General features: G+C 72.9%; 23 protein-coding genes, 1 tRNA gene and 1 pseudogene. 14 read left to right on the top strand and 11 right to left on the bottom strand.

The features are described 5' to 3' along the window. Nucleotides 1-97 precede the first annotated feature (97 nt). The 5 genes from QQK26_RS04860 to QQK26_RS04880 all read left to right on the top strand — a co-directional run bounded on the left by QQK26_RS04860 (nucleotide 98) and on the right by QQK26_RS04880 (nucleotide 6,226). Nucleotides 98-1,750, top strand: coding sequence for an ABC transporter substrate-binding protein (locus tag QQK26_RS04860; RefSeq protein WP_284230582.1), 1,653 nt, complete (start codon nucleotides 98-100; stop codon nucleotides 1,748-1,750). After that, nucleotides 1,750-2,730 carry an ABC transporter permease gene (locus QQK26_RS04865; RefSeq protein WP_284230584.1) on the top strand — a complete coding sequence of 327 codons (981 nt, stop codon included), beginning with the start codon at nucleotides 1,750-1,752 and terminating at the stop codon, nucleotides 2,728-2,730. Before QQK26_RS04860 ends, QQK26_RS04865 begins: the two co-directional genes overlap by 1 nt. Nucleotides 2,731-2,794: 64 nt before the next feature. Then, the gene (locus tag QQK26_RS04870) at nucleotides 2,795-3,646 is read left to right on the top strand and encodes an ABC transporter permease (protein ID WP_284230586.1); all 852 of its coding nucleotides are present in this window, start codon (nucleotides 2,795-2,797) and stop codon (nucleotides 3,644-3,646) included. A gap of 79 nt (nucleotides 3,647-3,725) precedes the next feature. Continuing rightward, nucleotides 3,726-5,357, top strand: a complete 1,632-nt coding sequence (locus QQK26_RS04875) for an ABC transporter ATP-binding protein (RefSeq protein ID WP_284230589.1) — start codon at nucleotides 3,726-3,728, stop codon at nucleotides 5,355-5,357. Continuing rightward, a complete protein-coding gene (locus tag QQK26_RS04880; protein WP_284230591.1) occupies nucleotides 5,354-6,226 on the top strand; it encodes an alpha/beta fold hydrolase in 873 nt (290 codons plus the stop codon). Before QQK26_RS04875 ends, QQK26_RS04880 begins: the two co-directional genes overlap by 4 nt. Here QQK26_RS04880 and QQK26_RS04885 read toward each other — a convergent pair. Continuing rightward, entirely contained in the window at nucleotides 6,217-7,407 is a 1,191-nt protein-coding gene (locus QQK26_RS04885; protein WP_284230593.1) for a PrsW family intramembrane metalloprotease, read from the bottom strand. The genes QQK26_RS04880 and QQK26_RS04885 overlap by 10 nt on opposite strands. A 109-nt stretch (nucleotides 7,408-7,516) precedes the next feature. On the opposite strand from QQK26_RS04885, the gene QQK26_RS04890 reads away from it, so the two are divergent. Then, nucleotides 7,517-7,786 carry a DUF7218 family protein gene (locus QQK26_RS04890; protein ID WP_284230596.1) on the top strand — a complete coding sequence of 90 codons (270 nt, stop codon included), beginning with the start codon at nucleotides 7,517-7,519 and terminating at the stop codon, nucleotides 7,784-7,786. On the opposite strand, the gene QQK26_RS04895 is transcribed toward QQK26_RS04890, so the two are convergent. Then, complete coding sequence (locus QQK26_RS04895) at nucleotides 7,764-9,242, bottom strand: aspartate ammonia-lyase (RefSeq protein WP_284230598.1); 1,479 nt, start codon at nucleotides 9,240-9,242, stop codon at nucleotides 7,764-7,766. The two genes, QQK26_RS04890 and QQK26_RS04895, sit on opposite strands and share 23 nt — an antisense overlap. A gap of 137 nt (nucleotides 9,243-9,379) precedes the next feature. Between QQK26_RS04895 and QQK26_RS04900 the strand changes: the two genes are divergently transcribed. Continuing rightward, complete coding sequence (locus QQK26_RS04900) at nucleotides 9,380-9,838, top strand: hypothetical protein (protein ID WP_284230600.1); 459 nt, start codon at nucleotides 9,380-9,382, stop codon at nucleotides 9,836-9,838. A gap of 125 nt (nucleotides 9,839-9,963) precedes the next feature. Beyond that, nucleotides 9,964-10,923 carry a phosphodiesterase gene (locus QQK26_RS04905; protein ID WP_284230602.1) on the top strand — a complete coding sequence of 320 codons (960 nt, stop codon included), beginning with the start codon at nucleotides 9,964-9,966 and terminating at the stop codon, nucleotides 10,921-10,923. Between the two features lie 7 nt (nucleotides 10,924-10,930). On the opposite strand, the pseudogene QQK26_RS04910 reads toward QQK26_RS04905, so the two are convergent. From QQK26_RS04910 to QQK26_RS04920, 3 genes and pseudogenes are all read right to left on the bottom strand, one after another. Further along, nucleotides 10,931-12,471 (bottom strand): annotated as a pseudogene (locus QQK26_RS04910) (stealth family protein). Between the two features lie 10 nt (nucleotides 12,472-12,481). Continuing rightward, the gene (locus QQK26_RS04915; RefSeq protein ID WP_284230604.1) at nucleotides 12,482-13,984 is read right to left on the bottom strand and encodes an FAD-dependent oxidoreductase; all 1,503 of its coding nucleotides are present in this window, start codon (nucleotides 13,982-13,984) and stop codon (nucleotides 12,482-12,484) included. 116 nt (nucleotides 13,985-14,100) lie between these two features. Beyond that, a complete protein-coding gene (locus QQK26_RS04920) occupies nucleotides 14,101-16,230 on the bottom strand; it encodes a DEAD/DEAH box helicase (RefSeq protein WP_284230606.1) in 2,130 nt (709 codons plus the stop codon). Between the two features lie 274 nt (nucleotides 16,231-16,504). Between QQK26_RS04920 and QQK26_RS04925 the strand changes: the two genes are divergently transcribed. The 3 genes from QQK26_RS04925 to QQK26_RS04935 are packed head-to-tail and all read left to right on the top strand — an operon-like array spanning nucleotide 16,505 to nucleotide 17,543. Further along, nucleotides 16,505-16,714 carry a hypothetical protein gene (locus QQK26_RS04925; RefSeq protein ID WP_284230608.1) on the top strand — a complete coding sequence of 70 codons (210 nt, stop codon included), beginning with the start codon at nucleotides 16,505-16,507 and terminating at the stop codon, nucleotides 16,712-16,714. Further along, the gene (deoC, locus tag QQK26_RS04930) at nucleotides 16,696-17,232 is read left to right on the top strand and encodes a deoxyribose-phosphate aldolase (protein WP_284230610.1); all 537 of its coding nucleotides are present in this window, start codon (nucleotides 16,696-16,698) and stop codon (nucleotides 17,230-17,232) included. The genes QQK26_RS04925 and deoC overlap by 19 nt, the downstream gene beginning before the upstream one ends. Then, nucleotides 17,232-17,543: a hypothetical protein gene (locus QQK26_RS04935; protein ID WP_284230615.1), complete on the top strand. Its 312-nt coding sequence runs from the start codon at nucleotides 17,232-17,234 to the stop codon at nucleotides 17,541-17,543. The genes deoC and QQK26_RS04935 overlap by 1 nt, the downstream gene beginning before the upstream one ends. A gap of 512 nt (nucleotides 17,544-18,055) precedes the next feature. On the opposite strand, the gene QQK26_RS04940 is transcribed toward QQK26_RS04935, so the two are convergent. The 5 genes from QQK26_RS04940 to truB all read right to left on the bottom strand — a co-directional run bounded on the left by QQK26_RS04940 (nucleotide 18,056) and on the right by truB (nucleotide 22,537). Further along, the gene (locus tag QQK26_RS04940) at nucleotides 18,056-19,441 is read right to left on the bottom strand and encodes a CoA transferase (RefSeq protein WP_284230619.1); all 1,386 of its coding nucleotides are present in this window, start codon (nucleotides 19,439-19,441) and stop codon (nucleotides 18,056-18,058) included. 387 nt (nucleotides 19,442-19,828) lie between these two features. After that, a complete protein-coding gene (locus QQK26_RS04945) occupies nucleotides 19,829-20,782 on the bottom strand; it encodes a bifunctional riboflavin kinase/FAD synthetase (protein ID WP_284234449.1) in 954 nt (317 codons plus the stop codon). 2 nt (nucleotides 20,783-20,784) lie between these two features. Next, on the bottom strand, nucleotides 20,785-21,210 hold the full coding sequence (locus tag QQK26_RS04950) for a hypothetical protein (RefSeq protein WP_284230622.1): 426 nt from the start codon (nucleotides 21,208-21,210) through the stop codon (nucleotides 20,785-20,787). A 23-nt stretch (nucleotides 21,211-21,233) separates the two neighbouring features. Continuing rightward, complete coding sequence (locus QQK26_RS04955) at nucleotides 21,234-21,602, bottom strand: hypothetical protein (RefSeq protein WP_284230623.1); 369 nt, start codon at nucleotides 21,600-21,602, stop codon at nucleotides 21,234-21,236. Continuing rightward, entirely contained in the window at nucleotides 21,599-22,537 is a 939-nt protein-coding gene (truB, locus tag QQK26_RS04960) for a tRNA pseudouridine(55) synthase TruB (RefSeq protein WP_284230625.1), read from the bottom strand. Before truB ends, QQK26_RS04955 begins: the two co-directional genes overlap by 4 nt. Before the next feature lie 62 nt (nucleotides 22,538-22,599). Between truB and QQK26_RS04965 the strand changes: the two genes are divergently transcribed. The 3 genes from QQK26_RS04965 (at nucleotide 22,600) to QQK26_RS04975 (ending at nucleotide 24,698) form a co-directional block, all read left to right on the top strand. Further along, nucleotides 22,600-23,652 carry a ketopantoate reductase family protein gene (locus tag QQK26_RS04965; RefSeq protein WP_284230627.1) on the top strand — a complete coding sequence of 351 codons (1,053 nt, stop codon included), beginning with the start codon at nucleotides 22,600-22,602 and terminating at the stop codon, nucleotides 23,650-23,652. After that, the gene (locus tag QQK26_RS04970) at nucleotides 23,645-24,550 is read left to right on the top strand and encodes an HhH-GPD family protein (protein WP_431307981.1); all 906 of its coding nucleotides are present in this window, start codon (nucleotides 23,645-23,647) and stop codon (nucleotides 24,548-24,550) included. Before QQK26_RS04965 ends, QQK26_RS04970 begins: the two co-directional genes overlap by 8 nt. Nucleotides 24,551-24,625: 75 nt before the next feature. Further along, nucleotides 24,626-24,698: transfer RNA gene (locus QQK26_RS04975), tRNA-Met, on the top strand. A gap of 61 nt (nucleotides 24,699-24,759) precedes the next feature. Here the strand turns inward: QQK26_RS04975 and rbfA are convergent. Continuing rightward, nucleotides 24,760-25,206 carry a 30S ribosome-binding factor RbfA gene (rbfA, locus tag QQK26_RS04980; RefSeq protein ID WP_284230629.1) on the bottom strand — a complete coding sequence of 149 codons (447 nt, stop codon included), beginning with the start codon at nucleotides 25,204-25,206 and terminating at the stop codon, nucleotides 24,760-24,762. Nucleotides 25,207-25,216: the final 10 nt, after the last annotated feature.

Raw genomic sequence — 25,216 nt, forward strand, 5'->3', positions numbered from 1 at the left:
AGCGGATGCGCGCACCCAATGTAAGCGCATACAGTCAGAGTGCGATCGGCGCACCCGAGCCGATCCGTCCGACACGACGAAGTGAGGACCGCACCCCGTGGCACCATCACGCATCCTCCGCAGGGCGGCCCTCGCCGCCGTCGCAGCGCTCGCGCTGAGCTCCTGCGCCATCCAGCTGCAGAGCCGCCCCGACCCGACCGTCGGCGACGACACCATGCTCATCGGCGCCGACACCGGCGCGCCGTTCTTCGAGGAGAACTTCAACCCCTACCTGGGCACCAAGCGCATCGGCGTCAACTACCTGTTCGAGCCGCTGCTGCTCGTCGACCCCATCAGCGGGCAGGAGCACGACTGGCTGGCGGAGTCGACCGAGGTGCCCGACCCCTCGACGATCGTCTTCGACCTGCGCGACGGCGTCACCTGGTCGGACGGCGAGCCGTTCACGGAGGACGACGTGGCCTTCACCTTCGACCTGCTGCAGCAGGTGCCCGCCTTCGACGGCACCGGTATCTGGAGCTACATCGACTCCTACGAGACCGGCGACGGCACCGTCACGGTGCACCTCAAGGAGCCCGACGTGCCGGCCCGCGTCATCATCGGCGGCGTCGTCATCGTGCCCGAGCACCAGTGGGCCGACGTGGAGAACCCCGACTCGTTCCGCAACACCGACCCCATCGGCACCGGCCCGTACACGCTCGGCAACTTCACCCCGCAGCAGTACTCGATGGACAAGAACCACGACTACTGGCAGGCCGACGAGGTCGCGGCGGAGCACCTCATCCTGCCGGCCGCGAACAGCGATCTCGACGTCGTGACCAAGGGCTACGACTGGGCCTTCAAGTACATGAGCAACGTGGAGGGCACCTGGCTCGCCGCCAGCGACACCAACAGCTACTTCTTCCCGCCGGGCGGCACGATCGCGCTCTTCCCGAACCACACCCGCGAGCCGTTCGACGACGTTCGCGTGCGTCAGGCGCTTTCGCTGGCCCTCGATCGGCGATCCATCGCCGACCTCGCGGCCGAGGGCTACATGGACCCGGCGAGCATGAGCGGACTGCTGCTGCCGAACCAGGAGGAGGACCTCGACCCGAGCCTGCCCGACCAGGGCTTCGTCGAGCAGGACCGGGACCGCGCCCTGGAGCTCCTCGCCGAAGCCGGATGGACGTTGCAGGGCGACCGCCTGGTCGACGAGTCCGGCCAGCAGCTCGCCTTCACCATCACCACCGCCAACGGCTACGCCGACTGGCTGCGCGCCGTGCAGGAAGTGGAGCGCCAGTTCGAGGCGATCGGCATCGACGTCTCGGTCGACCAGCCGCAGCCCGCCGGGCACACGCTCGCGCAGCGCAACGGCGACTTCGACCTCATCGTGTCGAGCTTCGGCGGCACGGGCACCGTGTACCAGGACTTCAACAACAACCTCTCCGGCGAGTTCTTCGTGCCCGAGGGCGAGGAGACCGGCAACAACTTCGGCCGTTACCGCAACGACGAGGTCGACGCGATCCTGCGCGAGTACCGCGTCACCACCGACGAGACGCGGCTGCGCGAGCTCGCCTGGGAGCTCGAGAACGTCTTCTACGACGACGTGCCGGTGATCGGCATGTACTACGGCGGCAGCTGGGGGCTCTTCAGCGACCGCAAGTTCACCGGCTGGCCGAGCGAGGAGGACCGCTACTCGCCGATCACCTACATGCCGTCGGCGCTGCTGGTGCTCACGAGCCTCGAGCGGGTCCGGCAGGAGGGCGACGACTGATGCTCTGCGCGCTGCGCAAGCTCGGGCTGTTCGCCCTCACCCTCTGGGCCGCCGTCACGATCAACTTCTTCCTGCCCCGCCTCATGCCCGGCGATCCCGCCGACGCCGCGCTCGCCAGGCTCGCCCAGAACGGTCCGGTGACGGATGCGACGCGCGCCGCCATCGAGGCCCAGCTCGGCCTGCCGACCGGCAACCTCTGGGACCAGTACGTCAGCTACCTGCAGCAGGTCGTGACGCTCGACTTCGGCGTCTCGTTCACCTATTACCCGCAGTCGGTGTCGGAGCTGGTGGCGGATGCGCTGCCGTACACCCTGATCCTCGTCGGCCTGGTCACGGTGATCGCCTTCATCGGCGGCACCCTGCTCGGCGTGCTCGCGGCCTGGAAGCGGGGCACCTGGCTCGACGCGCTGCCGACGATCGGCGGCAGCTTCGCGAGCGCGTTCCCGTACTTCTGGACGGCACTGCTGCTGCTGTTCTTCCTCGGCTACGTGCTGCGCTGGTTCCCCTCCTCCGGCGCCTACAGCGTGACCAGCGATCCGGGCCTGAACTGGCAGTTCATCGGCGACGCCGCATACCACGCGGCCCTGCCCGCGGTCACCATCCTCGTCACCTCGCTCGGCGGCTGGATCCTCGGCATGCGCAACACGATGATCTCCACGCTCGGCGACGACTACGTGACGTTCGCCGAGGCGAACGGCCTCCGCAAGCGCACGGTCGCGCTCCGCTACGCGGCGCGCAACGCGATCCTGCCGAACCTCACCTCCTTCGGGCTCGCGCTCGGCGGCGTGGTCGGCGGATCCCTGCTCGTCGAGCAGGTGTTCGGCTACCCCGGTGTCGGCTACCTGCTCTTCAACGCGGTGATCAACCAGGATTACCCGCTCATGCAGGCCATGTTCCTGATGATCACGGTCTCCGTGCTCGTCGCCAACTTCCTCGTCGACATCCTGTACGGCGTGCTGGACCCGAGGACCCGCCGATGACCACCACCCATTCCATCCGCACCGCCGACCGCGACGGCTCCGGCGGAGCCGGCCCCTGCGGGTCGTGCTCCGCTTCGCGGGCACGATCCTGTCGAACGGCAAGGCGCGCATCGGCGCGGCCATCCTGGGCCTGTTCCTGCTGATCGGCATCTTCGCGCCGCTACTGTCGCCGTACGACCCGAACGCGAACGACTTCGCCGGCGGCGAGGGCGCGAGCGCCGCGCACTGGCTCGGCACCACCGCGGCGGGCGAGGACGTGCTCAGCCAGCTGCTGCACGGCGCGCAGGTGAGCCTGCTCGTCGGGCTCGTCGCTGGCGGGCTCTCCACGGTGGTCGCCGTGCTCATCGGCCTGAGCTGGGGCTACCTGCGCGGCTTCACGGCCGAGGCGATCAACTTCGTGGTCAACCTCTTCCTGGTCATCCCCGGCCTGCCGCTCATGATCGTGCTCGCGGCCTACCTGCAGGGCGGTGGGCTCATCATGATCATCGCCGTCGTGGTCATCACCGGATGGGCGTGGGGCGCGCGCGTGCTGCGCAGCCAGACGCAGTCGCTGCGGTCGCGGGACTTCGTCACCGCCGCCGTGTTCAGCGGCGAGCGGCCGAGCCGCATCGTGTTCCGCGAGATCCTGCCGAACATGCTCTCGCTCATCGTGGGCAGCTTCTTCGGCGCCGCCACCGCGGCGATCCTCGCCGAGAGCGGCCTGTCGTACCTGGGCCTCGGCGACACGTCGACGATCAGCTGGGGCACGATGCTCTTCTGGGCGCAGAACTCGAACGCGCTGCTCACCGGGCAGTGGGCGCTGCTGTTCGCCCCCGGCCTCTGCATCGCCCTGCTCGCCACCAGCCTGACGCTCATCAACTTCGGTGTGGACGGCATCAGCAATCCGCGCCTGCGCGAGGGGAAGGACGCCCGATGAACGACGCCAAGCACTCCGACGACCCGCTGCTCAGGGTCGAGGCGCTCTCGGTCGGCTACCTCTCCCCGACCGCGCGCCCGTGCACGCCGTCGAGGACGTGAGCTTCACGCTGCGCCGGGGCGAGTTCGTGGGCCTGGTCGGCGAGTCCGGCTCGGGCAAGTCGACGCTGGGCTTCGCGATCACGCGCCTGTCGAAGCCGCCGGCGGCGATCACCGCGGGGCGCATCCTCTTCGACGGCACCGACGTGGCCTCCATCGAGGATGAGCCGCTGCGCCGGCAGCGCCAGGGCGGCTTCGCCATGGTGCTGCAGTCCGGCATGAACGCGCTCAACCCGGTGCGGCGCATCCGCGACCACTTCGGCGACATCTTCGCGGCGCACGGCCACGTGCCCGCGGACCGGCGGGACGAGCGGATGCGCGAGCTGGTCGGCAAGGTCAAGCTCGATCCCAGCGTGCTCGACCGGTACCCCGGCGAGCTCTCCGGCGGCATGCGGCAGCGCGTCTCGATCGCGCTCGCGCTCTCCCTCGAGCCCCAGCTCATGGTCTTCGACGAGCCGACCACGGCGCTCGACGTGCTCGTGCAGCACGCGGTGATGGAGACCATCCGCGAGCTGCAGCGCGACGTCGGCTTCACGGCCATCCTCATCAGCCACGACCTCGGCACCGTGCTGGAGTCCGCCGAACGGGTGCTGGTCATGCACGAGGGCCGCATCGTCGAGGACGGCCCGAGCCGGCGCGTGCTCGAGGCGCCGGAGGACGAGTACACCCGCATGCTGCTCTCGCACTACGCCGATCCGCGCGCCGAGGTCGTGTCGCTGCCAGGCATGGAGGAGGCTGCGGTGCGCCGCGCGCGGGGCACCACCCGCGCGCAGGACGCGGTGGCCGAGCCCACGGTCGGCACCCGGCAGCGCCGGGCCGAGCGTGCCGTGGTGGCCGAGGGGCTCACCATGACGTACCCGCCGCGGCGGCGCGGGGAAGAGCCGATCCGGGCCGTGCAGGACGTCTCGTTCACGCTCGAGCCCGGCGGCTCGCTCGCCCTGGTCGGCGCGAGCGGCAGCGGCAAGAGCACGATCGCGAAGATGCTCACCGGCGTCGAGCGGCCGACCAGCGGCACCGTGCGCTTCGGCGACCTCGACATCGGCCGGCTCAAGCGGCGCGAGCTGCGCACGCTGCACCGCGATGTGCAGATGGTGTTCCAGGACCCGTACGCCGCGCTGAACCCGCTGCACACCGTCGAGTACACGCTGACCCGACCCGTCGAGAACTTCACGGGGCTCACCGGCTCGGCGGTGCGGCGGCGCGTGCTCGAGCTGCTCGAGACCGTCGGGCTGAACCCTGTCGAGCAGTTCGCGGCCAAGCTGCCGCACCAGCTCTCGGGTGGCCAGCGCCAGCGCGTGGTGATCGCCCGCGCGCTCGCCAGCGATCCGCAGGTGATCATCGCCGACGAACCGGTCTCGATGCTCGACGTCTCGCTGCGCGCCGGCGTGCTGGCGCTGCTCGAGGACCTGCGCGAGCGCTGGGGCGTCTCGCTGCTCTACATCACGCACGACCTGCTGAGCGCCCGGCTCATCACCGACCGCATCCTGGTGCTCAATCAGGGCCGGGTCGTCGAGCGCGGCGCGACGGACGAGGTGCTGCGCGCTCCCGGCGACGAGTACACGGTGCGGCTGCTCGATGCCGTACCCGACCCGCGGCGGGCGGGGATGGTGTGAGCGCGTTCGCACCGCATCCGGTCTACGGGGACTTCGCGCTCGACCCGGGCCTCGACACCGTCGGCGTCGAACTGCCCGTCGGCACGCTCAGCGCCTTCCTGATCGAACCGCGGAGACCGGGGCGGGCGACCGCGCTGCTCGTGCCGGGGTACACGGGGTCGAAGGAGGACTTCCGGCTGCTGCTGCCCGAGCTCGCCGCCGCCGGCGTGCGCGCCCTCGCGATCACCCGTCGCGGGCAGGCGGACTCGGCCGCGCCGGACGACCCCGACGCGTACGCGCTCGACGAGGAGGCGGGCGACGTCGCCCAGGTCGCCGCGCTGCTGGCCGCCGCGAGCGACGACGCGGCCGTGCACCTGCTCGGCCACAGCCTCGGCGGCGTGATCGCCGCGCGGGCCGCCGCCCTCGCTCCGGAGCGCTTCGCGAGCCTCACCCTGCTCTGCTCCGGCCCGCACGGCTGGGCGTACCGCAAGCTGCGCGAGCGCGTGCTCGCCGGGACCGAGGGCAACCTCGCGGTCTGGCAGTCGGCGAACCCGCGCTGGCACGGCGTGCCCGAGGAGGCGATGGATGCGGATGCGCGCTTCGTGCGCCGGCGCATGCTCGACACGAGCGCGCGCAGCATCGTCGGCGGCGCGGTGATCCTGGAGGACGAGCACGACCTCACCGAGGAGGTCGGGGGCACGGGCCTACCGGTGCTCGTCGCGCACGGCGAGCACGACGACGCCTGGCCGACCCCCTGGCAGCGGGCCATGGCCGAGCAGCTGGGTGCCCGCTACGCCGTCATCGGCGACGCGTTCCACTCGCCCGGCATCGAGGCGCCGGCCGCCACCGCGGCGCTGCTCGCGGACTTCTGGACCGCCGCTCAGGCGTAGAGCGAGGGCCGATAGCGCACGAGGCCGTCGAGCAGGGCGGCCTCGTCTCGCCGCGCGGCCTCGACCCCGCGGTCCAGTGCGATGCGGTTGCGCGCGTAGGCGAGGCGCGTCGCATCGAGTTGGAAGCGCCGCATGAGGTCGCCGCGCCCGCGGGACCGCGCCCAGCGCAGGGCCTGCTGGCGACCCGGCCAGGAACCGAGCATGTCCACCTCGAAGGGCAGGAACCATCCGGCGCGCGCGTACTCGACCAGGCGCGCCCTCACCAGCGCCGCCTCCCGACGCCGCAGCCAGACGACGAGCACGATCGCGCCGACGAACAGCGGCAGCTGCACCACCGCGTAGTAGCCGATGAACGGGAGCAGCCCGCCGCCGAAGACGAAGCTGGCGCCGTTCCAGAGCGCGTGCAGGAGGATGGCCGGCACGAGTCCGACGGCGAACGCGACGAGGCCGCCGAACGCGCCGCTGCGGCGCGCGGCGATGCCGAGCGCCAGGCCGATGCACGCGGTGAACATGACGTGCGCGAACGGCGACATCACGGCGCGGACGAAGAAGATGAAGCCGACCGAGAAGGGATCGCCGCCCGAGAGCACGACCTCGTTGCCGAAGTAGAGGATGTTCTCGACGAAGGCGAAGCCGACCGCGACCATCGAGGAGAGGACGATGCCGTCGACCGGCCCGTCGAAGTGCCGGCCGCGCAGCGCCCAGAACAGGATCAGCACGCCCAGGCCCTTGCCGAACTCCTCGACGATCGGAGCCTGCACGACCGCGCCGAGGAACTCGCTGGTGCCGAAGCCGGTGAGGTAGCCGGCGATCTCGACCACGAGGCCGACGAGCAGCGCGATCGCCACCGAGAGGCCGGCGCCCCAGAGGAACGCGAACCAGAGCGCGCCGCGCGGCTCCGGCTCCCACCGATCGATCCAGCGGATGCCCCAGAGCACCGCACCGAGCGGCAGCAGCGCCAGCACCGCGCCGGTCGCGAAGGCGCCGACGCCGAGCCCGGTGACGAGGTAGCCCAGCACGCCGAGCAGCACCAAGGCGAGCAGCACGATGCCGATGGCGCCGAGGACGATCACCGCGGTGCTGGTGCGGCGTGCCGGCCGGGCGAGCTGCGCGGGAGCGGCGTACTGCGCCGGATGGGGGTTCGCTCCGGGCTGCCCGTGCGGGCTCGAGGGGTGGCTCACGGCATCACCCTATCCAGCGGGGCGAGCGCTGAGCCGACGCCCATCCGCTCTCCACACGGCGCCCAGCGGTCGTTCCTAGCGTCGACGGCATCGACGGAAGGAGCGGCCCATGCCGCAGGGACGCGGGGCGGACAGCCTCAAGGATCCGGAGCTGTACGAGGAGCTGCGCGAGCAGGGGAACTCGAAGGAGAAGGCGGCGCGCATCTCGAACGCGGCCGCGAAGCGGGGCCGGTCCGCGGTCGGTCGCAAGGGCGGCGAGTCCGGCGACTACGAGGACTGGACCGTCGCCGACCTGCGCGCCCGGGCGAAGGAGCTGGGCCTGACCGGCTACTCGGGCAAGCGGAAGAGCGAGCTGATCAGCGCGCTCCGGAACCACTAGGCGCGGAGCCGTCCGGCCGGATCACGGGGATCGCGGCGGTGACGACCTCGAGGCCGGAGAGCCGTTCCGGCGAGAGCACGCGGCGGACCTGCTCGGCCGACATCAGCCCCTCCTCCACGACGAGCCGGGCGACCGTCGCGCGCTCCGCCAGGGCGCGCTTGGCGAGCTTCGCCGAGGCCGCGTAGCCGATGTAGGGCGTGAGCGCCGTGACGACGCCCACGGAGCTGCCGACCTGGTCCTCGAGGTGCTCGACGTTCGCCGTGATGCCGTCGACGCAGTTGACCCGCAGGGTGCGGCACGCCTCCGTCATCCAGACCAGGCTCTGCATGATCGAGTGCACGATCACGGGCTCGAAGGCGTTGAGCTGCAGCTGGCCCGCCTCCGCGGCCATCGTGACCGTCACATCCGCCCCCGCCACCGAGAAGGCCACCTGGTTGACGACCTCGGGGATCACCGGATTGACCTTGCCCGGCATGATGCTCGATCCGGCCTGCCGCGGCGGCAGGTTGATCTCGCTGAGCCCGGCCTGCGGACCGGAGGAGAGCAGCCGCAGATCGTTGCAGATCTTCGAGAGCTTGATCGCGCTGCGCTTGAGCGCGCCCGAGACGGTCATGAAGACGCCGGCATCGCTGGTCGCCTCGATGAGGTCGGGGGCGGTCTGCAGGCGGAAGCCCGGCACGCTCTCCCCCACGATGGCGCTGAGCTCGGCGAGCACCGCGTCGCCGTAGTTCGGGTCGGCGGTGATGCCGGTGCCGATGGCGGTCGCGCCGAGGTTGATCTCGCCGAGCAGCGGCAGCGTCTCGCGCAAGCGCTGCAGGTCCTCGCCGAGGGTGTGCGCGAAGCCTCGGAACTCCTGCCCCAGCGTCATCGGCACCGCGTCCTGCAGCTGCGTGCGGCCGACCTTGAGCACGTTGTGGAACTCCTGGCCCTTGCGGCCGAAGGCCACGCGCAGGTCCTCGAGCTCGGCCAGCAGCCGGTTCAGCGTGAGCGCCATCGCCATCTTCACGGCGGTCGGGTACGTGTCGTTGGTCGATTGGCTGCGGTTGACGTCGTCGATCGGATGCAGGTGCGCGTAGTCGCCCGGCGCACGGCCGTCGAGGCCCAGCCCGACGTTCGCGATCACCTCGTTGGTGTTCATGTTCGTGCTCGTGCCCGCGCCGCCCTGGATCACGCCGACCACGAAGGCCTCGTGGTGCGCTCCGTCGAGCACCGCGGCGCACGCGCGGTCGATGAGCTCGGCCCTCTCGGGTTCGAGCACCCCGATGCGGGCGTTGGCCCGCGCCGCGGCCTGCTTGACCATGACGAGGGCCCGCACCAGGTCGGGGTAGACCGAGATCGGCCGCTTGCTGATCGGGAAGTTCTCGAGCGCCCGGGCGGTGTGGATGCCCCAGAGCGCATCGGCCGGCACCTCCAGGCTGCCCAGGGAATCGGTCTCGGTGCGGGTGGCCTGCTCCATCGTCCCAGTCTGGCCCGCACGCTCGGCTGAGGCCACCCGTACGCGGGGACGGTGCCGGATCGATGCCACCGCGGCATCCTGCGGGCGTTCGGGATGCCAGCACCGCGCATCCAGCCGCCGTTCATACGGTCAATGCCATGAGCACTCCCCGAGACGAGAACGACCAGCAGATCCTCGCCGACACCGGCGCCTCCGACGACCAGCGCGACTCGCTCGTCTCCGGCAACACCGACGCGTCGGATGAGCGGGACATCGTGGCTCCGGCACCCGGCAACGAGGACCCGGACGCCGAGCGCTCGCTCGCCGATGAGGCGCCGCTGGACGAGTCCGAGTTCCCCGAGCCGACGCTCGAGGAGGACGACGAGCCGAACGCGGCGCCGCTCGAGGAGGACCTGAGCGACCTGCTGCCCGAGCAGGGTCACGGCCCGGATGACGACGAGTCGGCGCTCGTCGAGTACGGCGAGGAGGAGGACGGCGAGCTCGCTCCGACCGACGCGGAATCGCGTCTCGACGACGAGGTCGTCCGCGTCACTGGCGACGACCCGGACGAGGACGCCGACCCCGCGGCCTTCGACCCGATCGACGCGGACCGCTGATCCGACCCGCTGCGTTCACCGACGCGCCACGCCCGGTACACCCCCGCACGCGGGGCGTGTGCTGGGCTTGACGCGGATCCAGGATGGAGCAACTCCGCTCCACCCCCGCAGCGATGGAGACCAGCATGAACCTCCGGCAGGCCGAGCACCCCCGGCCGAACCACTTCCTGCTCCACATCAGCGACACCCACCTGCTCGACGCCGACGCCGGGCTCTACGGCTCCGAGGTCGACAGCGCCGACACCCTGCGCCGGCTCGTCGCAGACGTCGACCGCTCCGAAGCTCGGCCCGATGCCGTCGTCATCACGGGCGACGTGGCCGACAAGGGCGAGGCCGGCGCCTACGTGAAGGTGCGCGAACTGCTCGAACCCGCCGCGGCACGCTGGGGCGCCGAGATCGTCTGGGTCATGGGCAACCACGACGAGCGCGGAGCATTCCGCGAGCACCTGCTCGGGCAGTTCTCCAGCGATCGGCCGGTCGACCGGGTGCACGACCTCGGCGGCCTCCGGCTCATCGTGCTCGACACGACGGTGCCTGGGCACCACCACGGCGAGGTGTCCGACGCGCAGCTCGACTGGCTGGCCGAGGAGCTCGCCACCGAGGCCCCGCACGGCACCATCCTGGCGCTGCACCACCCGCCCGTGCCCACGGTGCAGGACCTCGCCGTGCTCGTCGAGCTGCGCGATCAGCACAAGCTCGCCGAGGTGCTCGAGGGCAGCGACGTGCGCTCCATCCTGGGCGGCCACCTCCACTACTCGTCGACGGCGACCTTCGCCGGCATCCCCGTATCGGTCGCGAGCGCGACCTGCTACACCCAGGACCTCGCCGAGGCGGGCCGCGGTACCCGCGGGCGCGATGGCGCGCAGTCCTACAACCTCGTGCACGTCTACGAGCGCACGGTGCTGCACACGGTCGTGCCGATGGGCGAGTACGCCACGGTGGGACGCCCCGCGGATGCGGCCGAGACGGCCCGCCGCCTCGAGGCCGCGGGCGTCGTCATCGCGGACGCCCCCGAGCTGCCGGTGCCCGTGGAGGAGCCGCTGACGATGCCCATCCCCATGCTGCGGGCGGATCGCACGGCTTGAGACGGGCTTAGGCCTCGGGCCGCTCCCAGGGCGCAGCGATCGGGTAGTAGCGCTCCAGGAAGGCCGTCACCCGGCGCATCCGCTCCCCCGCCGAGACCTCCGGGAAGCTGCCGTCGTTGAGGCAGAAGAAGTCCCGATCGCGATCGCGGAGCATCCGCTCCATGCGGCGCAGCCCCGGCGCGCGGTGGTGTCGACGTAGAGCATCGTCGAGTGCTCGTTGGTCACAGCCCGGCCCGTCATCAGCGCGTAGTAGTGGTACAGCGAGTTGGTCACCGAGATGTTGTCGGCGGCGCGGAACGGGCTGCCCGCGGTGGCGCGGAACTCGGCCGGGAACTCCTGCTCGAGCTCGGCGATGACGCTGCGGCGCAGCGGCGCGGCCGTGTGCTCGAGGTGCCGGGTGGTGATCGCGCCGAAGCGCTCGCGCAGGAGGCGGCGGTTGACCCGGGCGGCGTTGTCGTGTCCGCTGCGCGACGGGTTCGTGTCGCCGAGGCCGATGCGGGTCGTCGCCTCGAAGAACTTCGAGATGCCCCCGGGCGAGAAGAAGTCGTCGGGACTGACCGGGCGGCCGAAGAACATGTCGTCGTTCGAGTAGAGGAAGTGCTCGCTGAGACCCTCGATGCGGTGCAGCTGCGCCTCGACGGCATGCGAGTTGTGCGTGGGCAGGTCCTCCTGCCGCTCGAAGAACTCCTCGCTGCGCACGAGGGTGACCTTCGGGTGCTCGGCCAGCCAGGCCGGGCGCGGCGAATCCGTGGCGATGAAGATGCGTCGCACCCAGGGCGCGAAGAGGTGCACGCTGCGCAGGGCGTAGCGCAGCTCGTCGATCTGCCGGAAGCGGGCCTCGTGGTCGTCGCCCTCGCCGATCACGTGACCCTGCATCCGCTCGGCACGTCGCTTCTGGAACTCGGGATCGTTTCCGTCGACCCACGAGAAGACCATGTCGATGGGGAACGACACGTCGCTCACGTGCGGCGCGAACATGTTCTGCAGCGTCGGCCAGACCACGCCGTGCAGCTCGATGCGCTCGTCGATCGCCTCGGTGCGCGGCAGCCGCCTGCGCATGAGCGCGTTCTCGAGCGGAGCCACGATCTCCTCGGCGCCGAAGTCCCACAGCTCGATCTGCACGCCGTTGGCGGCACCGTAGCGCAGCTGTCCGCTGGGGTCGATGCGCGGGCGCCACAGCCGCCACACGCGCGCCTTGCCGCGGGCGAAGCGACCGGCGGAGACGAGGGCGGCCGGCTCGTCGCGGTCGAGCGGCTTCGCGTAGAACGGCTCGTCGGGAGCGGATGCGGTGAACACCCGGTTGATGCGCTTGCGGTCCGCCCGGTCCAGCGCGATCACCAGGCGCCCCCGATCGCCGCGCACGAGCAGGTGCTCCAGGCCGCTGCGCTCGAGCGTCTTGCGGATGGAGAGCAGGTCGCGCACGTGCGCCTGCTCCGGCGTGAGGCGGTCGTTGATGAGGGTGTGGCGGCCCTTGCGCAGGGTCACGTCGGCGCGCTGCAGGAGTTCCGCGGGGGCGGGACCGACGATCGAGGAGGCGGTGTTGCTCATTCCGCTCAGTCTAGGGACGCGCGGGGGCGAGTCCTCGCGTCGCGGGACCCTCGATGAGCGCGCCGTCGGCCTCGAAGCGCGATCCGTGCAGCGGGCAGTCCCAGCTGCGCTCGGCCTCGTTCCAGCCCAGCACCCCGCCGAGGTGGGGGCAGACGGCGCTGACGGCGCAGGTGCGGCCCTCGACGGTCGAGATCGCGACCGGGCCGGAGCCGCTGCGCCGGATCGTGCCGCGGCCCTCGCGTGGCGCCGGTCCGGAGCGCGGCGCCCGCAGCGCCGCGGTCCAGCCCTTGAGCATCCACCAGCCGACGGCGGCGTTGACGCCGATGCCGCGGCCCATCGCTCGCGGGAGGGTCGGGCGGCGGTGCAGGGTGCGCGCCCACTCGGGCGTGCCGCCCTCGAGGTCGCCGGCCAGCGTGAGCGCTGCCGCCGCCGCGTTGGTCATGCCCCACTTCTCGTAGCCGGTCGCCACGTACAGGCGCCCGCGCCCGCGGGGCAGCCAGCCGACGAACGGCACGTGGTGCGGCGTCGAGTAGTCCTGGGCGCTCCAGGCGTGCAGGCGCTCTGCGCCCGGGAAGTGCTCCTCGGTCCAGGCGAGCAGCGCCTCCTGCGCCTCGTGCGTGCGTGCGCGCCGCCCGACGGGGTGCCCCTCGCCGCCGACGAGCAGCAGCTCGCGGTCGCCGTCCGGCGCGGTGCGCAGGGAGCGGCTCGGCGCGTCGACGGAGAGGTGCATCCCAGCGGGGATCCGGCCGGGCACCGAGAACGCCGCCGCGTAGGAGCGCATCGGCTCGAGCTTGGCGAAGTAGAGCCCGCGGTCGAGCACGGGCGCACCCGTGGCCAACACGGCGCGCTCGGCGCGGATCTCGCCGCGGTCGGTGCGCAGCACCGCGCCGGCGTCCTCCAAGCCGACCGAGCGCACCCGCACCTCCTGGTGGATGGCGCCGCCCACGGCGACGACGGCGCGCGCGAGCGCCGCGAGCAGCTCCATGGCGTCGAACTGCGCCTGGTCGCGCAGCACCACCGCGCCGGTCACGGGGAACGGCAGCTCGGGCACGGCGTCGACCAGCTGCGTCTCCAGACCTGCCTCCTGCGCCACCCGGTGCTCGGCCTCGACCGTGCGACGACCCTGCTCGGTGGTCGCGTAGCTCACCGCATCGCGCCGCTGCACCGCGACGCCGAGCTCCTCGGCGAGATCGAGCACCAGGCGCTGCCCCGCGCGGTTGGCGTCGACGTAGGCGCGCAGCACCGCGGCGATGTTCGACGAGCGGATGGACTGCAGCTGCGAGCCCTGCAGCAGGCTCAGCTTCGCGGTCGAGTTGCCGGTCGCGACCGAGCCGATCTCGCGCGCCTCGACGACGACGACGCGGCGTCCTCGACGCGCGAGCAGCAGCGCCGTCAGCAGGCCCGTGAGCCCGCCGCCGACCACCGCGTCGTCGTAGCGGTCCTCGACGAAGGCCGTCGACGGGATGTCGTGGGGGCGGGAGCGCCAGAGGGAAGTCGTGCGGTGGGAGGTCATGCGGCGACGCTAGGCCCGCATCCGCTCGTCCGCTCCCCCTCTGCGCCCCCGCACAGGCGGCCCTCCGCCGGTGCACGGACCGCCGCGGGTCGCGTGCGCCGAGCGGATGGGCGGCCTCAGCGGCGGTGCAGCGCCTGCTTCAGCAGGTGCACCAGCGCATCGACCTGCAGGCTCGTCGCGTCGACGATCTCGCTGTCGTCGCCGTCGAGCGCGCGGGCGGCGAGGCCGGCCTTGCTGTCGATGAGCTCGGCGATGCGCGAGTCGATCGTCTGCGCGGCGATGATGCGCCACGCGATGACCGGCTGCTCCTGACCGATGCGGTGCACGCGGTCGATCGCCTGGATCTGCTCGGCCGAGGTCCAGCTCAGCTCGGCGAGCACGACGTTCGAGGCCACCTGCAGGTTGAGGCCGACGCCTGCGGCGGTGAGCGAGCACACCGCGACGGCGACCTCGGGGTCGTTCACGAAGGCGTCGATCGCCGCCTGGCGCTGGGCCGGCGTCTGATCGCCGCGGATGCTGATCGAGCGCAGTCCCTCGCGCTCGAAGGTGGCCTCCGCGGTGTCCATCACGTCGATGTGCTTCGCGAAGAACACGACCTTGCCGGCGGAGCGGGCGAGCTGCGCGGTGTAGTCCGCGGCCAGGCCGGCCTTCGCCTTGCCGATGATGCGCAGCATCGTGAAGACGTTGTCGCCGTCGCCGGCCGACTTCGACTCCTCGAGCTCCCACTGCGCGACGAGGCGCATGAGCTCGTCGTCGCTGATCGGGGCGGCGTCGACCCGCGACTCCTGGCGCGCCTTCTTGGCGCGCCGGAAGCGGTCGAGCAGGCGCTGGCCGAGCTCGCGCTCCGCGGCCCGGATCGAGCGGCCGGCGCTGTCGTCGAGCTCGACGGGCAGATCGGCGATGCGGCGCGAGGGCAGGTCGCTCGCGACGTCCTCCTTGCGGCGGCGCACGATGCCCTGATCGATCACGGCCTGGCGCGCGGCGGCGAAGAAGCCCGGCTCCGCGGGGGTGAGACCGATGCCCTCGAGCTCGCGCATGAGCTGGGGCAGCGGCTTCTTGTCGTCGATCCAGCCGAGCATCTGCCAGATAGCCCGGAAGTCGTCGATGTCGTTGATGAGCGGCGTGCCGGTCAGCGCCATGAGGAGCGCGTTCGGCTTGCGCGCGCGGATGCTGCGGCTCAGCTCGAGCACGTGCTTCGAGCGCTGGGAGGACAGGTTCTTGATGAAGTGCGCCTCGTCGACCACCATGCCCTGGAAGCCGTGGTTCTTCAGCCAGCCCACGTGACGGTCGAGCACCTCGTAGTTGACGACGATCACGTCGGCGAAGGCGTCGAGGTCGTCGCCGTCGCCCTGCACCACCGTGGCGGAGCGGTTCGGGATCCAGCGCTGCACCTCGCGGGCCCAGTTCACCTTCACCACGTTCGGCACGACGACCAGCAGCGGGAAGGCCTTGGCCGCGTTCGCCGCGAGCAGCGACTGCGCGGTCTTGCCGAGACCCGGCTCGTCGGCGAGCAGGAAGGTGCGGTGCCCCTCGCGGGCGCTCTCCACCAGCTCGGCCTGGTGCGGCATGAGCTCCAAGCCGCCGCGCAGCGCGGTCGCCGCGCCGGGCTCGGGCAGCGCCATGCTCGCCGCGTTGCCGCCGGAGCCGTGCTCGAACGAGCGGAACAGCGGGCCGAGCAGCTCCCAGTTGCCAAGGCGTCCTCCCACGACCGGCTTCGGCGCGACCGCGTCGAAGTCCGGCGCGAGGAACGGGTTCGCCAGCGCGCGCTGGCGCACCGAGACGGGCACGACCTGGCGCTCGTTGACCTCGGCGACGGCGACGGCCGGCTTCTCCTCGGTGACGATCTGCTCGTCCAGGCTCAGCTCCATGCCCGCCTCGAGCAGCAGGTCGCGGCGCAGCTTCTGGGCGCTCGCCGGCAGGCTCTCGCTCTCGAGCAGGGCGATCAGCGACGTGTCGCGCGCGGCGGTCTGGGCGAGGATGCTCGCGATGCCGTCGAGCCGCTTCAGCTGCTCGGCGCGGTCGCCGTCGCTCACCTCGGTGTCGGCCTTGACCCGGGCGCGCTCCTCGCGCATCAGGATGGCGACGACGAGGAACCGGGTACGGCCGCTCGGCGAGACCTTGCCGCGCTGGGCGGCGGCCTCGACCTGGCGCACGGTGCGCGCGAGCACGGGGATGAGCCCCGAGTTGTCGACGTAGCGCTTGCGCGCGTTCGAACGGCTGCGGGTGGTGGCACCGGACCGGGCCATGGTCCTCCTCGGATCAGGGGTTGGCGCATCCGCTCGGATGCGTCGGTACGCCGTGCACCGGACGGGCCGTGATCGGGATGCGGGCGCTGCACCCCGGGACCCGGGTCGCAGCTGCGGCGAGCGGATGCGGAACCGGTCGGGCACGATAGCGGCGGGGCCCCGTCGTGACCGCGCCAGGATGTCGGCGCGTGACGGGGTGCGTCGTCGCTACGCGGACAGCCTACCGTGCGCGGCGGCCCGGATGCGCGCAGGCCCCGCCCGTAGAATCGGGGGCATGAGCCAGACCCCTCCCGCCGTCACCGTCGCGCAGATCGCCGGCATGATCGACCACGCCATCCTCAAGCCCGAGCTGACCCGCGCCGAGGTCGACGCGCAGCTCGACGTCGCCGCCGAGCACCGCATCTTCAGCGTGTGCGTGCGCCCCAGCGACATCGCGCACGCGGTCGAGCGCCTCACCGGCAGGGGGTGGCGGTCGGCACCGTGATCGGGTTCCCGCACGGCACCACCTCGACGGCGGGCAAGGTCGCCGAGGTGCGCCAGGCGCTCGCCGACGGCGCCGTCGAGCTCGACATGGTCGTGAACATCGGATGGGTGCGCTCGGGGCTGCTCGCCGAGGTCGAGCAGGACATCCGCTCGGTCGTCGAGGCCGCCGACGGCCACATCGTCAAGGTGATCCTCGAGACCGCGCTGCTCGACGACGAGCAGATCGCCGCCGCGTCGGCGGCCTCGGACCGCGCCGGCGCCCACTTCGTCAAGACCTCCACCGGGTTCGCCGGCGGCGGCGCGAACCTGCACGACCTGGCGATCATGAAGGCGAACGTCGGCGAGCGCGTCGAGCTGAAGGCCTCGGGCGGCGTGCGCAGCCTCGACACCGTGCTCGAGATGCTCGCCGAGGGCGTCACCCGCTTCGGCACGAGCGGCACCGCGACGATCCTCGGCGACCTCGCCGCCCGGATCTCCGGCTCCGCCGGCACGGGCGCGGTCGACGAGACCTCCTACTAATGGCCGCCCCGGCGGCGCGGCGTCCGCGGCCGGTCGTGCTCGTGGTGCTGGACCTCGCCGCCGGAGCGTTCGTGCTGCTGTTCACCGCCGTGCTCGGCCTCTCGGCCGGCAGCGTGGTGTCGGCGTTCCCGGACGCCTGGCTGCTCGCGCTCTGCGCGGCGCTGCTCATCGGAGCGTGGGCGGCGAGTCTGGCCCTCTACCTCATCCGCGCCGTTCAGCGCCGCTGGGCCTGGTACTGGCCCTCGCTCGGCGGCGTCGCCATCGTGCTCGTCCTGTGGGCCGGCACGCTGCTCCAGTCGGCGCTCCTCTGAGCCGACCGCTGCGCCGCCACCCCTGCGGCGCATCGCCGCGCCCGCCCCGACCCAGACCCCACGCCCCACGCCCCAGGCCCACGCCCCAGACCCCACGCCCCAGGCCCCAGGCCCCAGGCCCCAGGCCCCAGGCGTGCATGCGCGTCAGGAATGACGGAGCGACGCCCCCCTGCCGCGTCAAAATGAAGGAGATCTGCGGCGACACGCAGGACCTATCCGTCCTGAAACGGCGTGTCGTGGACCATCTCCTTCATTGTGGAACGGGCGGATGCGCGGACTCCTTCGTTCCTGACGAGCCTCCTGGCCGCAGCCCGCCTCGGGGACTCGGGCCCGAGCCGGTTCGACCACCGGAGGCGGGCCCGAGCTCGGCACGCAGGCTCGGGACGGCACGGGCGGGGCGGCGCGGGCGAGGCGGCGCGGCGCGGCAAGACGGCGCGGGCAGTGCGGCGCGCGGGCGGGGCGGCGCTGAGCGGCGCGGGCGGGGCGGGCAGCGCGGATGAGCGCGGGACGCCTCAGCGCCAGGCCGCGGGGTCGCCGCCCCAGGAGCGCGGCGGAGCGGGCCAGGACCGCCGCCCGAAAGCCGGCTGCGCCGTGGTGAGCCCGTGCAGGTGCACGAGCGATGGCTCGAAGGCGTCCGCGGCGGTGGCAGCGCCCGCATCCGCTCCCCGTGGCAGTGCGAGCAGCGCCGCGGCCGTCCTGGCGAGCGAGGCGCGGATTCGAGCCGAACCGCCCTCCGCGACGGCGCGCAGCACGGCGGCCACCAGCAGGTAGCCCGTCGCATGGTCCAGCGCCTGCGCGGGCAGAGCGCTCGGCGTATCCGTCGCGCCCTCAACCACGGCGATGCCGCTCGCAGCCTGCACGAGGCTGTCGAAGCCGCGGCGATCGGCCCACGGCCCTGACCACCCCCAGGCTGAGAGCTCCGCGACGACGAGAGCGGGATGCCGGCCCACGATCGCCTCGACATCGAGCGCACCGGGACGGTACCCGAGCAGCAGCACGTTAGCGCTCTCGAGCAGCCGCTCGAAGCGCGCGGAGCCGTCGACGCTCCGCACGTCGAGCAGCGCGCTGCGCTTGCCGTGCCCGGTGTCGAGGTGCTGCCAGCCGAGCTCGGGCAGCCGCGGCGGGTCGATGCGCAGCACGTCCGCACCGAGCAGCGCGAGCGTGCGCCCGGCGACCGGTCCCGCGATCACCCGCGTGAGGTCGAGCACGCGCAGTCCGGCGAGCGGCGCGCCGGCGGCGCGCGGCCCCTCGGCGACCGTCGGCGCGTCCGCGGTGCGCCGCGCGCCCGGGCTGCGCCGCGGCTCCGAGCCGCGCGCACCACGGCGCCAGCGCAGTCGCGCACCCGTCCGCTCGAACTGCACCAGCGGGCCCGCGGCGCCGGCACGGCCCTGCGGCGAAGCGCCCCACTCCCCCTCGGTGCGCACGGCGACGGCCAGCGCACCGTTCGCTGCGGCGGCGCGCTCGACCTCCGCCCCCGTCATCGAGCGGATGCGCGCATCCAGCGCCGCCGCATCCGCTGCGCCGGTCAGGCCCAGCGATCGCAGCAGCCGCTCGTGGTGGTGCGGGTAGTTCGCATGCGTGCGCACGAAGCCGTCGGCTGCGGGCCGGAACCCGGAGAGCGGATGCCACGCCCGAGGCGCCTCGCCGTGATGGCGGAACCACCGCTCGCTCGTCACGGCCGTCGCTGCGTGCACCGGATCGATGCGGATCGGGGCGGCGGAATCCTCGAGCTCCTGCGCCGCGAGCGCCGCGGCGGCGACGGCGTCGTGGACCAGCCGCGCGACCGGCAGCGCCGCCCGGAGCGGGGGCGGGGACGAGCCCTGGACGAGCACCAGCCGCATCGTGTCGCCGCCCACATCGCGCCAGACCTCGGCGAGCAGGCCGTCCTCGGAGCTCATGGCCACACGCTAACGCCGCCTCGGCCGCCGACGAGCCCGCGCACGACATCGCCCCAGCGTCACGAACGACGGAATCGAGCAGCACGCCCCGGCCACCCCCGCCGTCACGAACGACGGAACCGAGCAGCACGCCCCGGCCGAAACGACGGAGATCTGACAAGACACGCCGGATCGAGTAGCATCCAGCACGGCGTGTCACGCAAGATCTCCGTCGTTCGGGCAGCCCGGGTGCGGGACGGCCCCGTCATTGGGGCAGCGCGGGTGCGGGACGGCTCCGTCATTCCTGACAGGGGCCGAGGTACGGGCGCCGCGGCCGGAACCGACGAGCAGCCGCGCCTCGGACCCACTCGAGCCGCCTCGCCTCGGACCCGCTCGAGCCGCCGGACCTCAGACCCGCTGGGGCCGCGGTGCCGCCGCGAGGATCGCCCGGGTGCGCTCGACGTCGTCGGCCATCTGCTCGAGCAGGGGGTCGATGCCATCAAACTTGCGCATGCCGCGGACGAAGTCGACGAAGACCACCTCGACCGTCCTGTCGTAGAGGTCGAGGTCGGCGTCGAGCACGTAGGCCTCGACCTGCTGCTCGGGCACGCCGTCGAAGGTGGGGTTGTTGCCGACCGAGATGGCGGCGGGCAGCGGCTCGCCGTCGACCACGAGCCAGCCGGCGTAGACGCCGTCCGCGGGGATGCGGCCCTCGGAGCGCCTCGAGAGGTTCGCCGTCGGGTATCCGAGCTCGCGGCCGCGCTGCGCACCCCTGACGACGACGGCGCGCACCGAGGGGCTGCGCCCCAGCAGCTCGCCCGCGTGGGCGACCTCGCCGGCGGCGAGCAGCTCGCGCACCCAGGTCGACGAGGCCCGGCGCCCGCCCTCGGGCTGCACCTCCTCGATCACGCGCACCTCGACGCCCGCGGCGCCGAGCCGCTCGCGCAGCAGCGCGACGCCGCCGCGCCCGCCCGCGCCGTAGCGGAAGTCCTCGCCCACCAGCAGCAGCTTCGCGTCCAGCGCGCCGAGCAGCACGTGATCGATGAACGTCTCGGGCTCCTGGCTGGAGAACGCGCGATCGAAGGGCACCATCAGCAGGCCCTCCACGCCGAGCGACTCGATGAGCTCCCGCTTCTGCACGTTGCTGATCAGCGCGGGCGGGCAGACCGCGGGCCGCAGCAGGGCGAGCGGGTGGCGGTCGAAGGTGAGCACGGTGGAGCGCAGACCGGATGCGGCAGCCGCCTCGATGAGGTCGGCGACGATGGCCCGGTGTCCGGCGTGCACGCCGTCGAACTTGCCGATGGTCACCGCGCTGGGTCCCCAGTCGTCCGGGACCTCGTCGACCGAGCCGAAGAACCGCACGATCAGACCGCCGCGGCAGGGGTCGGCGCCGCGGCGCGGCGGCGGTTGAGCAGCCACCAGATGCCCAGGAACGGCAGCACCAGCGGGATGAAGAGGTAGCCCATGCCGAAGGTGGACCAGACCGACGGATGCGCGAACAGCTCGGGGTGCGTGAGGCTCAGGACACCGACGGTGAGCACGCCGACCAGCTCGAAGCTGACGGCGGCCCACGCCAGAGCCGCGCCGCGCCGGCCGAGGGCGAGGCCGATCGTCGCGACCACGTACACGAGCGCGGCCACGGCCGAGAGCGTGTAGGCGACGGGCGCCTCGTCGAACTTGCTGACGATCTGGTAGACGCTGCGGCCGGTCGCCGCGATCGCGAGGATCGCGTAGACGACGACGAGCACGCGGCCCACGCCGCCCGGGCGCGACGAGAGCTGTTCGGACATCGCCGACCAGCCTACCGCTCGGCTCAGGCGCCCTGGACCGTCCAGATCACGTGCATCCGGTAGACCATGATCGCGATCGAGATGCCGACGACGCCGAGGATCACGGTGGCCCACCGCCCCCGGTCGACGAGCCCCCAGATGACCGCGAACGGCGGCATGAGCACCGCGGTGACGAGGTAGATCCAGAACTCGAGCAGGTCGCCGGTGGGCTCGTTGCCCGCGAACGGCGCGATGATCGCCACCACGACCTGCACGATGAGACCGAGCTCGACGAGCGCGGTGCCGCCGAGCACGAGGTCGTTCGGCGCGACCTTGAGCAGGCCGGCGACGACGCCGATGAGGCCGACCAGGCCGGCGACGGCGACGAGGGTCCAGGTGAGTCCGACGATCACGGCGCGGCCACCTCGTCCGCGGGGAAGTTCACGAGCGTGCGCAGCCCGTCGCCGCGACGCGCGGCGAGCCCGAGCAGGTCGCCCGTCGGCGTGAGCACCGCGAGCGGTCCCGTCGCCTCCGGCAAACCGTCCGGGCGGATGCGCTTGCCCTGCGAGAGCGCGAGCGCGTCGTCCGCGTCGAGCCGCACCGTCGGGAACAGGGCGCCGGCGACGTCGGCCGGCCGCAGCATCCGCGCGCCCACGTCGAGATCGTCGGCCAGCTCGGGGGCGTGGGCCACGGCGAACGGCCCGACGCGGGTGCGCCGCAGCGCCGTGAGGTGCCCGCCGACGCCGAGCGCGGCGCCGAGGTCGCGGGCGAGTGCGCGGATGTAGGTGCCCGAGGTGCAGACGACCCGAACGTCGAGATCGAGGAAGCCGTCGACCCGCCGCGACGCGAGCACCTCGAAGGCGTCGATGCGCACGGGGCGGGCGCTGAGCTGCACGTCCTCGCCCTCCCGGGCGCGGGCGTAGGCGCGCTTGCCGTCGACCTTGATCGCGCTGACGGTGCTCGGCACCTGCTCGATGTCGCCGCGCAGCGGCGCGATGGCCGCCTCGACGGCCTCGTCGGCGAGGTGCGCCGTCTCCGCGGTGCCGGTGATCTCACCCTCGGCGTCGTCGGTCACGGTCGAGGCGCCGAGCCGGATGGTCGCGGTGTACTCCTTGTCGAGGCCCACGAGGTAGGTGAGCAGCCGCGTCGAGCTGTTCAGGCCGAGCACGAGCAAGCCCGTGGCCATGGGGTCGAGCGTGCCGGCGTGGCCGACCTTGCGGGTGCCCGCGAGCCGACGTGTGCGGGCGACGGCATCGTGGCTCGTGAGGCCCTGCGGCTTGTCGAGCAGCAGGATGCCGCTGCCGGCCCTCGGTCGCTGGTGCTGCTGCTGCGCGGGGCCCTCGTTCACCGGCACAGGCTACCAGCGAGCGGATGCGCGCCTCCGTCGGGCGGTCGCCGTAGGATCGACGGATGCGGATCGCGGTGCTCGGGGCTGGCGCCGTCGGCGGCACCCTGGCCGCCCTGCTGGACCGGGCCGGTCACGAGGTCGCCGTGACCGCGCGGGGCGCGCACCTCGCGGCCATCGCCGAGCGGGGGCTGAGCCTGCGCGGCGGATGGGGCGAGCACGTCGCCCGCATCCCCGCAGCCGAACGCCTCGACCGCTCCCCCGAGCTCGCGATCGTCGCCACGAAGGCGCAGGACGCCGGTGGCGCCATCGCGGCCGGCGCCGAGCTCCTGGCCGGGGTGCCGCTCGTGATCGTGCAGAACGGTCTCTCCGGCATCGACTCGGCCGCCGCATCCGCTCCGTCCTCGCCGCTGATCGGCGGGCTCGCCCTCTTCGCCGCCTCGCATCTCGAGCCCGGACTCGTCGAGGTGACGGCGCCGGGAGCGCTGCTGCTCGCCCCCGGAAGCCGCGGGGCGGGCGCCGCGCTCGCCCTCGCGGCTCGCGCGCTCGCACCGCTGCTGCCGGTGCAGCTCGGCGACGACCTGCGCGCGGCGCAGTGGAGCAAGCTGCTCGTCAACCAGGTGAACGCGCTCCCCGCCGTCACCGGGCTCAGCGTGCAGGCGACTGTCGCGCACACGGGTCTGCTGCGCGTGCTCACGCGCAGCATGCAGGAGGCAGCCCGGGTCGCCGCCGCATCCGGCGCCCGTTTCGCGCCGCTCGGGGTCGTCGACGAGCGCGCCGTGGCCGCGTTGCGGACCCTGCCGACGGCCCTGGCCGCCGCGCTGCCGCGACGCATGGCCCGGAGCATGGGCGACGTGCCGAACCCCGGCTCGACCCTGCAGTCGGTGCGCCGTGGGGTGCCCACCGAGATCGACCACCTCAACGGTGCGATCGTCGACGCGGCGCGCTCCGCCGGCCTCCAGGCCCCGGTGAACGCGGCGATCACCGCGATGGTGCACGAGGCCGCGGCGCGCGGCTTCCTGTCGCCCGACGAGGTCGTCGCGCGCATCGCCGCGATCGATGCGCCGCAGACCCGTCTGGGCGCGCTCGCCCGCCGCCTCGGCGGTGCGCGTGGCTGACGCCGCCGTGGTGCGGGCGCTCGGCGATCCGGCACTGGGCAGCGCGGTCGCCGACTGGTTCGCCGACGCCGCGCGCGATCTGCCCTGGCGGGCCGAGGGCTTCGGCGCGTGGGGCGTGCTCGTCAGCGAGATCATGCTGCAGCAGACCCAGGTCGATCGGGTGATCCCCCGGCTCGCCGCGTGGCTGGAGCGCTGGCCGACGCCCGCCGACCTGGCGGCCAGCCCGCCGAGCGAGGCGGTGCGGATGTGGGACCGGCTCGGCTACCCCCGCCGCGCGCTGCGGCTGCACGCCTGCGCCACCGCCATCGCCGAGGAGCACGGCAACGTGGTGCCGGACGACGTCGACGCCCTGCTCGCGCTGCCGGGCATCGGGGACTACACCGCGCGGGCCGTGGCCGTCTTCGCGTACCGCCAGCGGCATCCGGTCGTCGACACGAACACGCGGCGCGTGATCGCCCGCGCGGTGCTCGGGCACGCTGAGGCCGCGCCGCCCCACCGGCGCGATCTGGTCGACATGACCGCGCTGCTGCCGGAGGACGTCGCCGCCTCGACGGTCGTGAACGCGGGGGTGATGGAGCTCGGGGCGATCGTCTGCACGGCCCGGTCGCCGCGCTGCGACGCCTGCCCGATCGCGGCGCGGTGCGCCTGGCGCGCCGCGGGCTACCCCGCCTACGACGGACCGGTGCGGCAGCGGCAGGCGCGCTTCGAGGGCAGCGACCGCCAGGCGCGTGGCCGCATCCTCGCCGAGCTGCGCCGGTCCGAGGTGCCCGTGCCCGCTGCCGAGCTGCTGGCGCTCGCCCCCGATGCCGCGCAGCTCGAGCGGGCCCTCGACGGGCTGGTCGCCGACGGCCTCGCCACCGGCGACCCGGATTCCGGCTACGCGCTGCCCGGGTCCTGAGACGCTGCGACGTACGGCGTCACGGCGCGTCGCATCCCGGCAGGACGGATGCGGATGCGCCTACCGTGGAGGCAACGCGGTGATCCGGATGGTTCCGGGCCCCGGCTCATATCCGGGAGCGCAGCAGGTTCGACTCCTGCCGCCGCGTCGGGACGACGGAGGGCTGCGCGGCGGATCGCCGCGCAGCCCTCCGTCGTGCAGGGTCGGGTTCAGCCCTCGTAGGCGTCGTCGTCGCGCTCGCGCGGCTTGACGTACGGGTCTTCGTCGCCGGCGTACCGCCCGCCGGCGGCGAGGCGCTCGAGCTCGGCGTCGCGGGCCTTCGCCTGCGCGAGCAGGTCGGTGAGGTGCGAGGCGTTCTCGGGCAGGGCGTCGAGGATGAACTCGAGGCTCGGCGTCAGCCGGGCGGTGATGTTCTTGCCCACCTCGGTGCGCAGCATGCCGGTGGCGCTCTTCAGCGCCGCGGCGGTGTCCGCGCGCTCCTCATCGGAGCCATAGACCGTGTAGAAGATCGACGCATGCTGCAGATCGCCGGTCACCCGGACGTCCGTGATGGTCGCGAAGCCCATCCGCGGGTCCTTGATGCCCTTCTCCAGCCGCCGCGCGACGATCTCCTTGATGCGGTCGGCCATCTTCCTGGCGCGCTGCTCATCGGCCATGCGGGCCACC

This window comes from Arenivirga flava (assembly GCF_030161575.1).
In the GTDB taxonomy this organism is placed as follows: Bacteria; Actinomycetota; Actinomycetes; order Actinomycetales; family Microbacteriaceae; genus Arenivirga; species Arenivirga flava.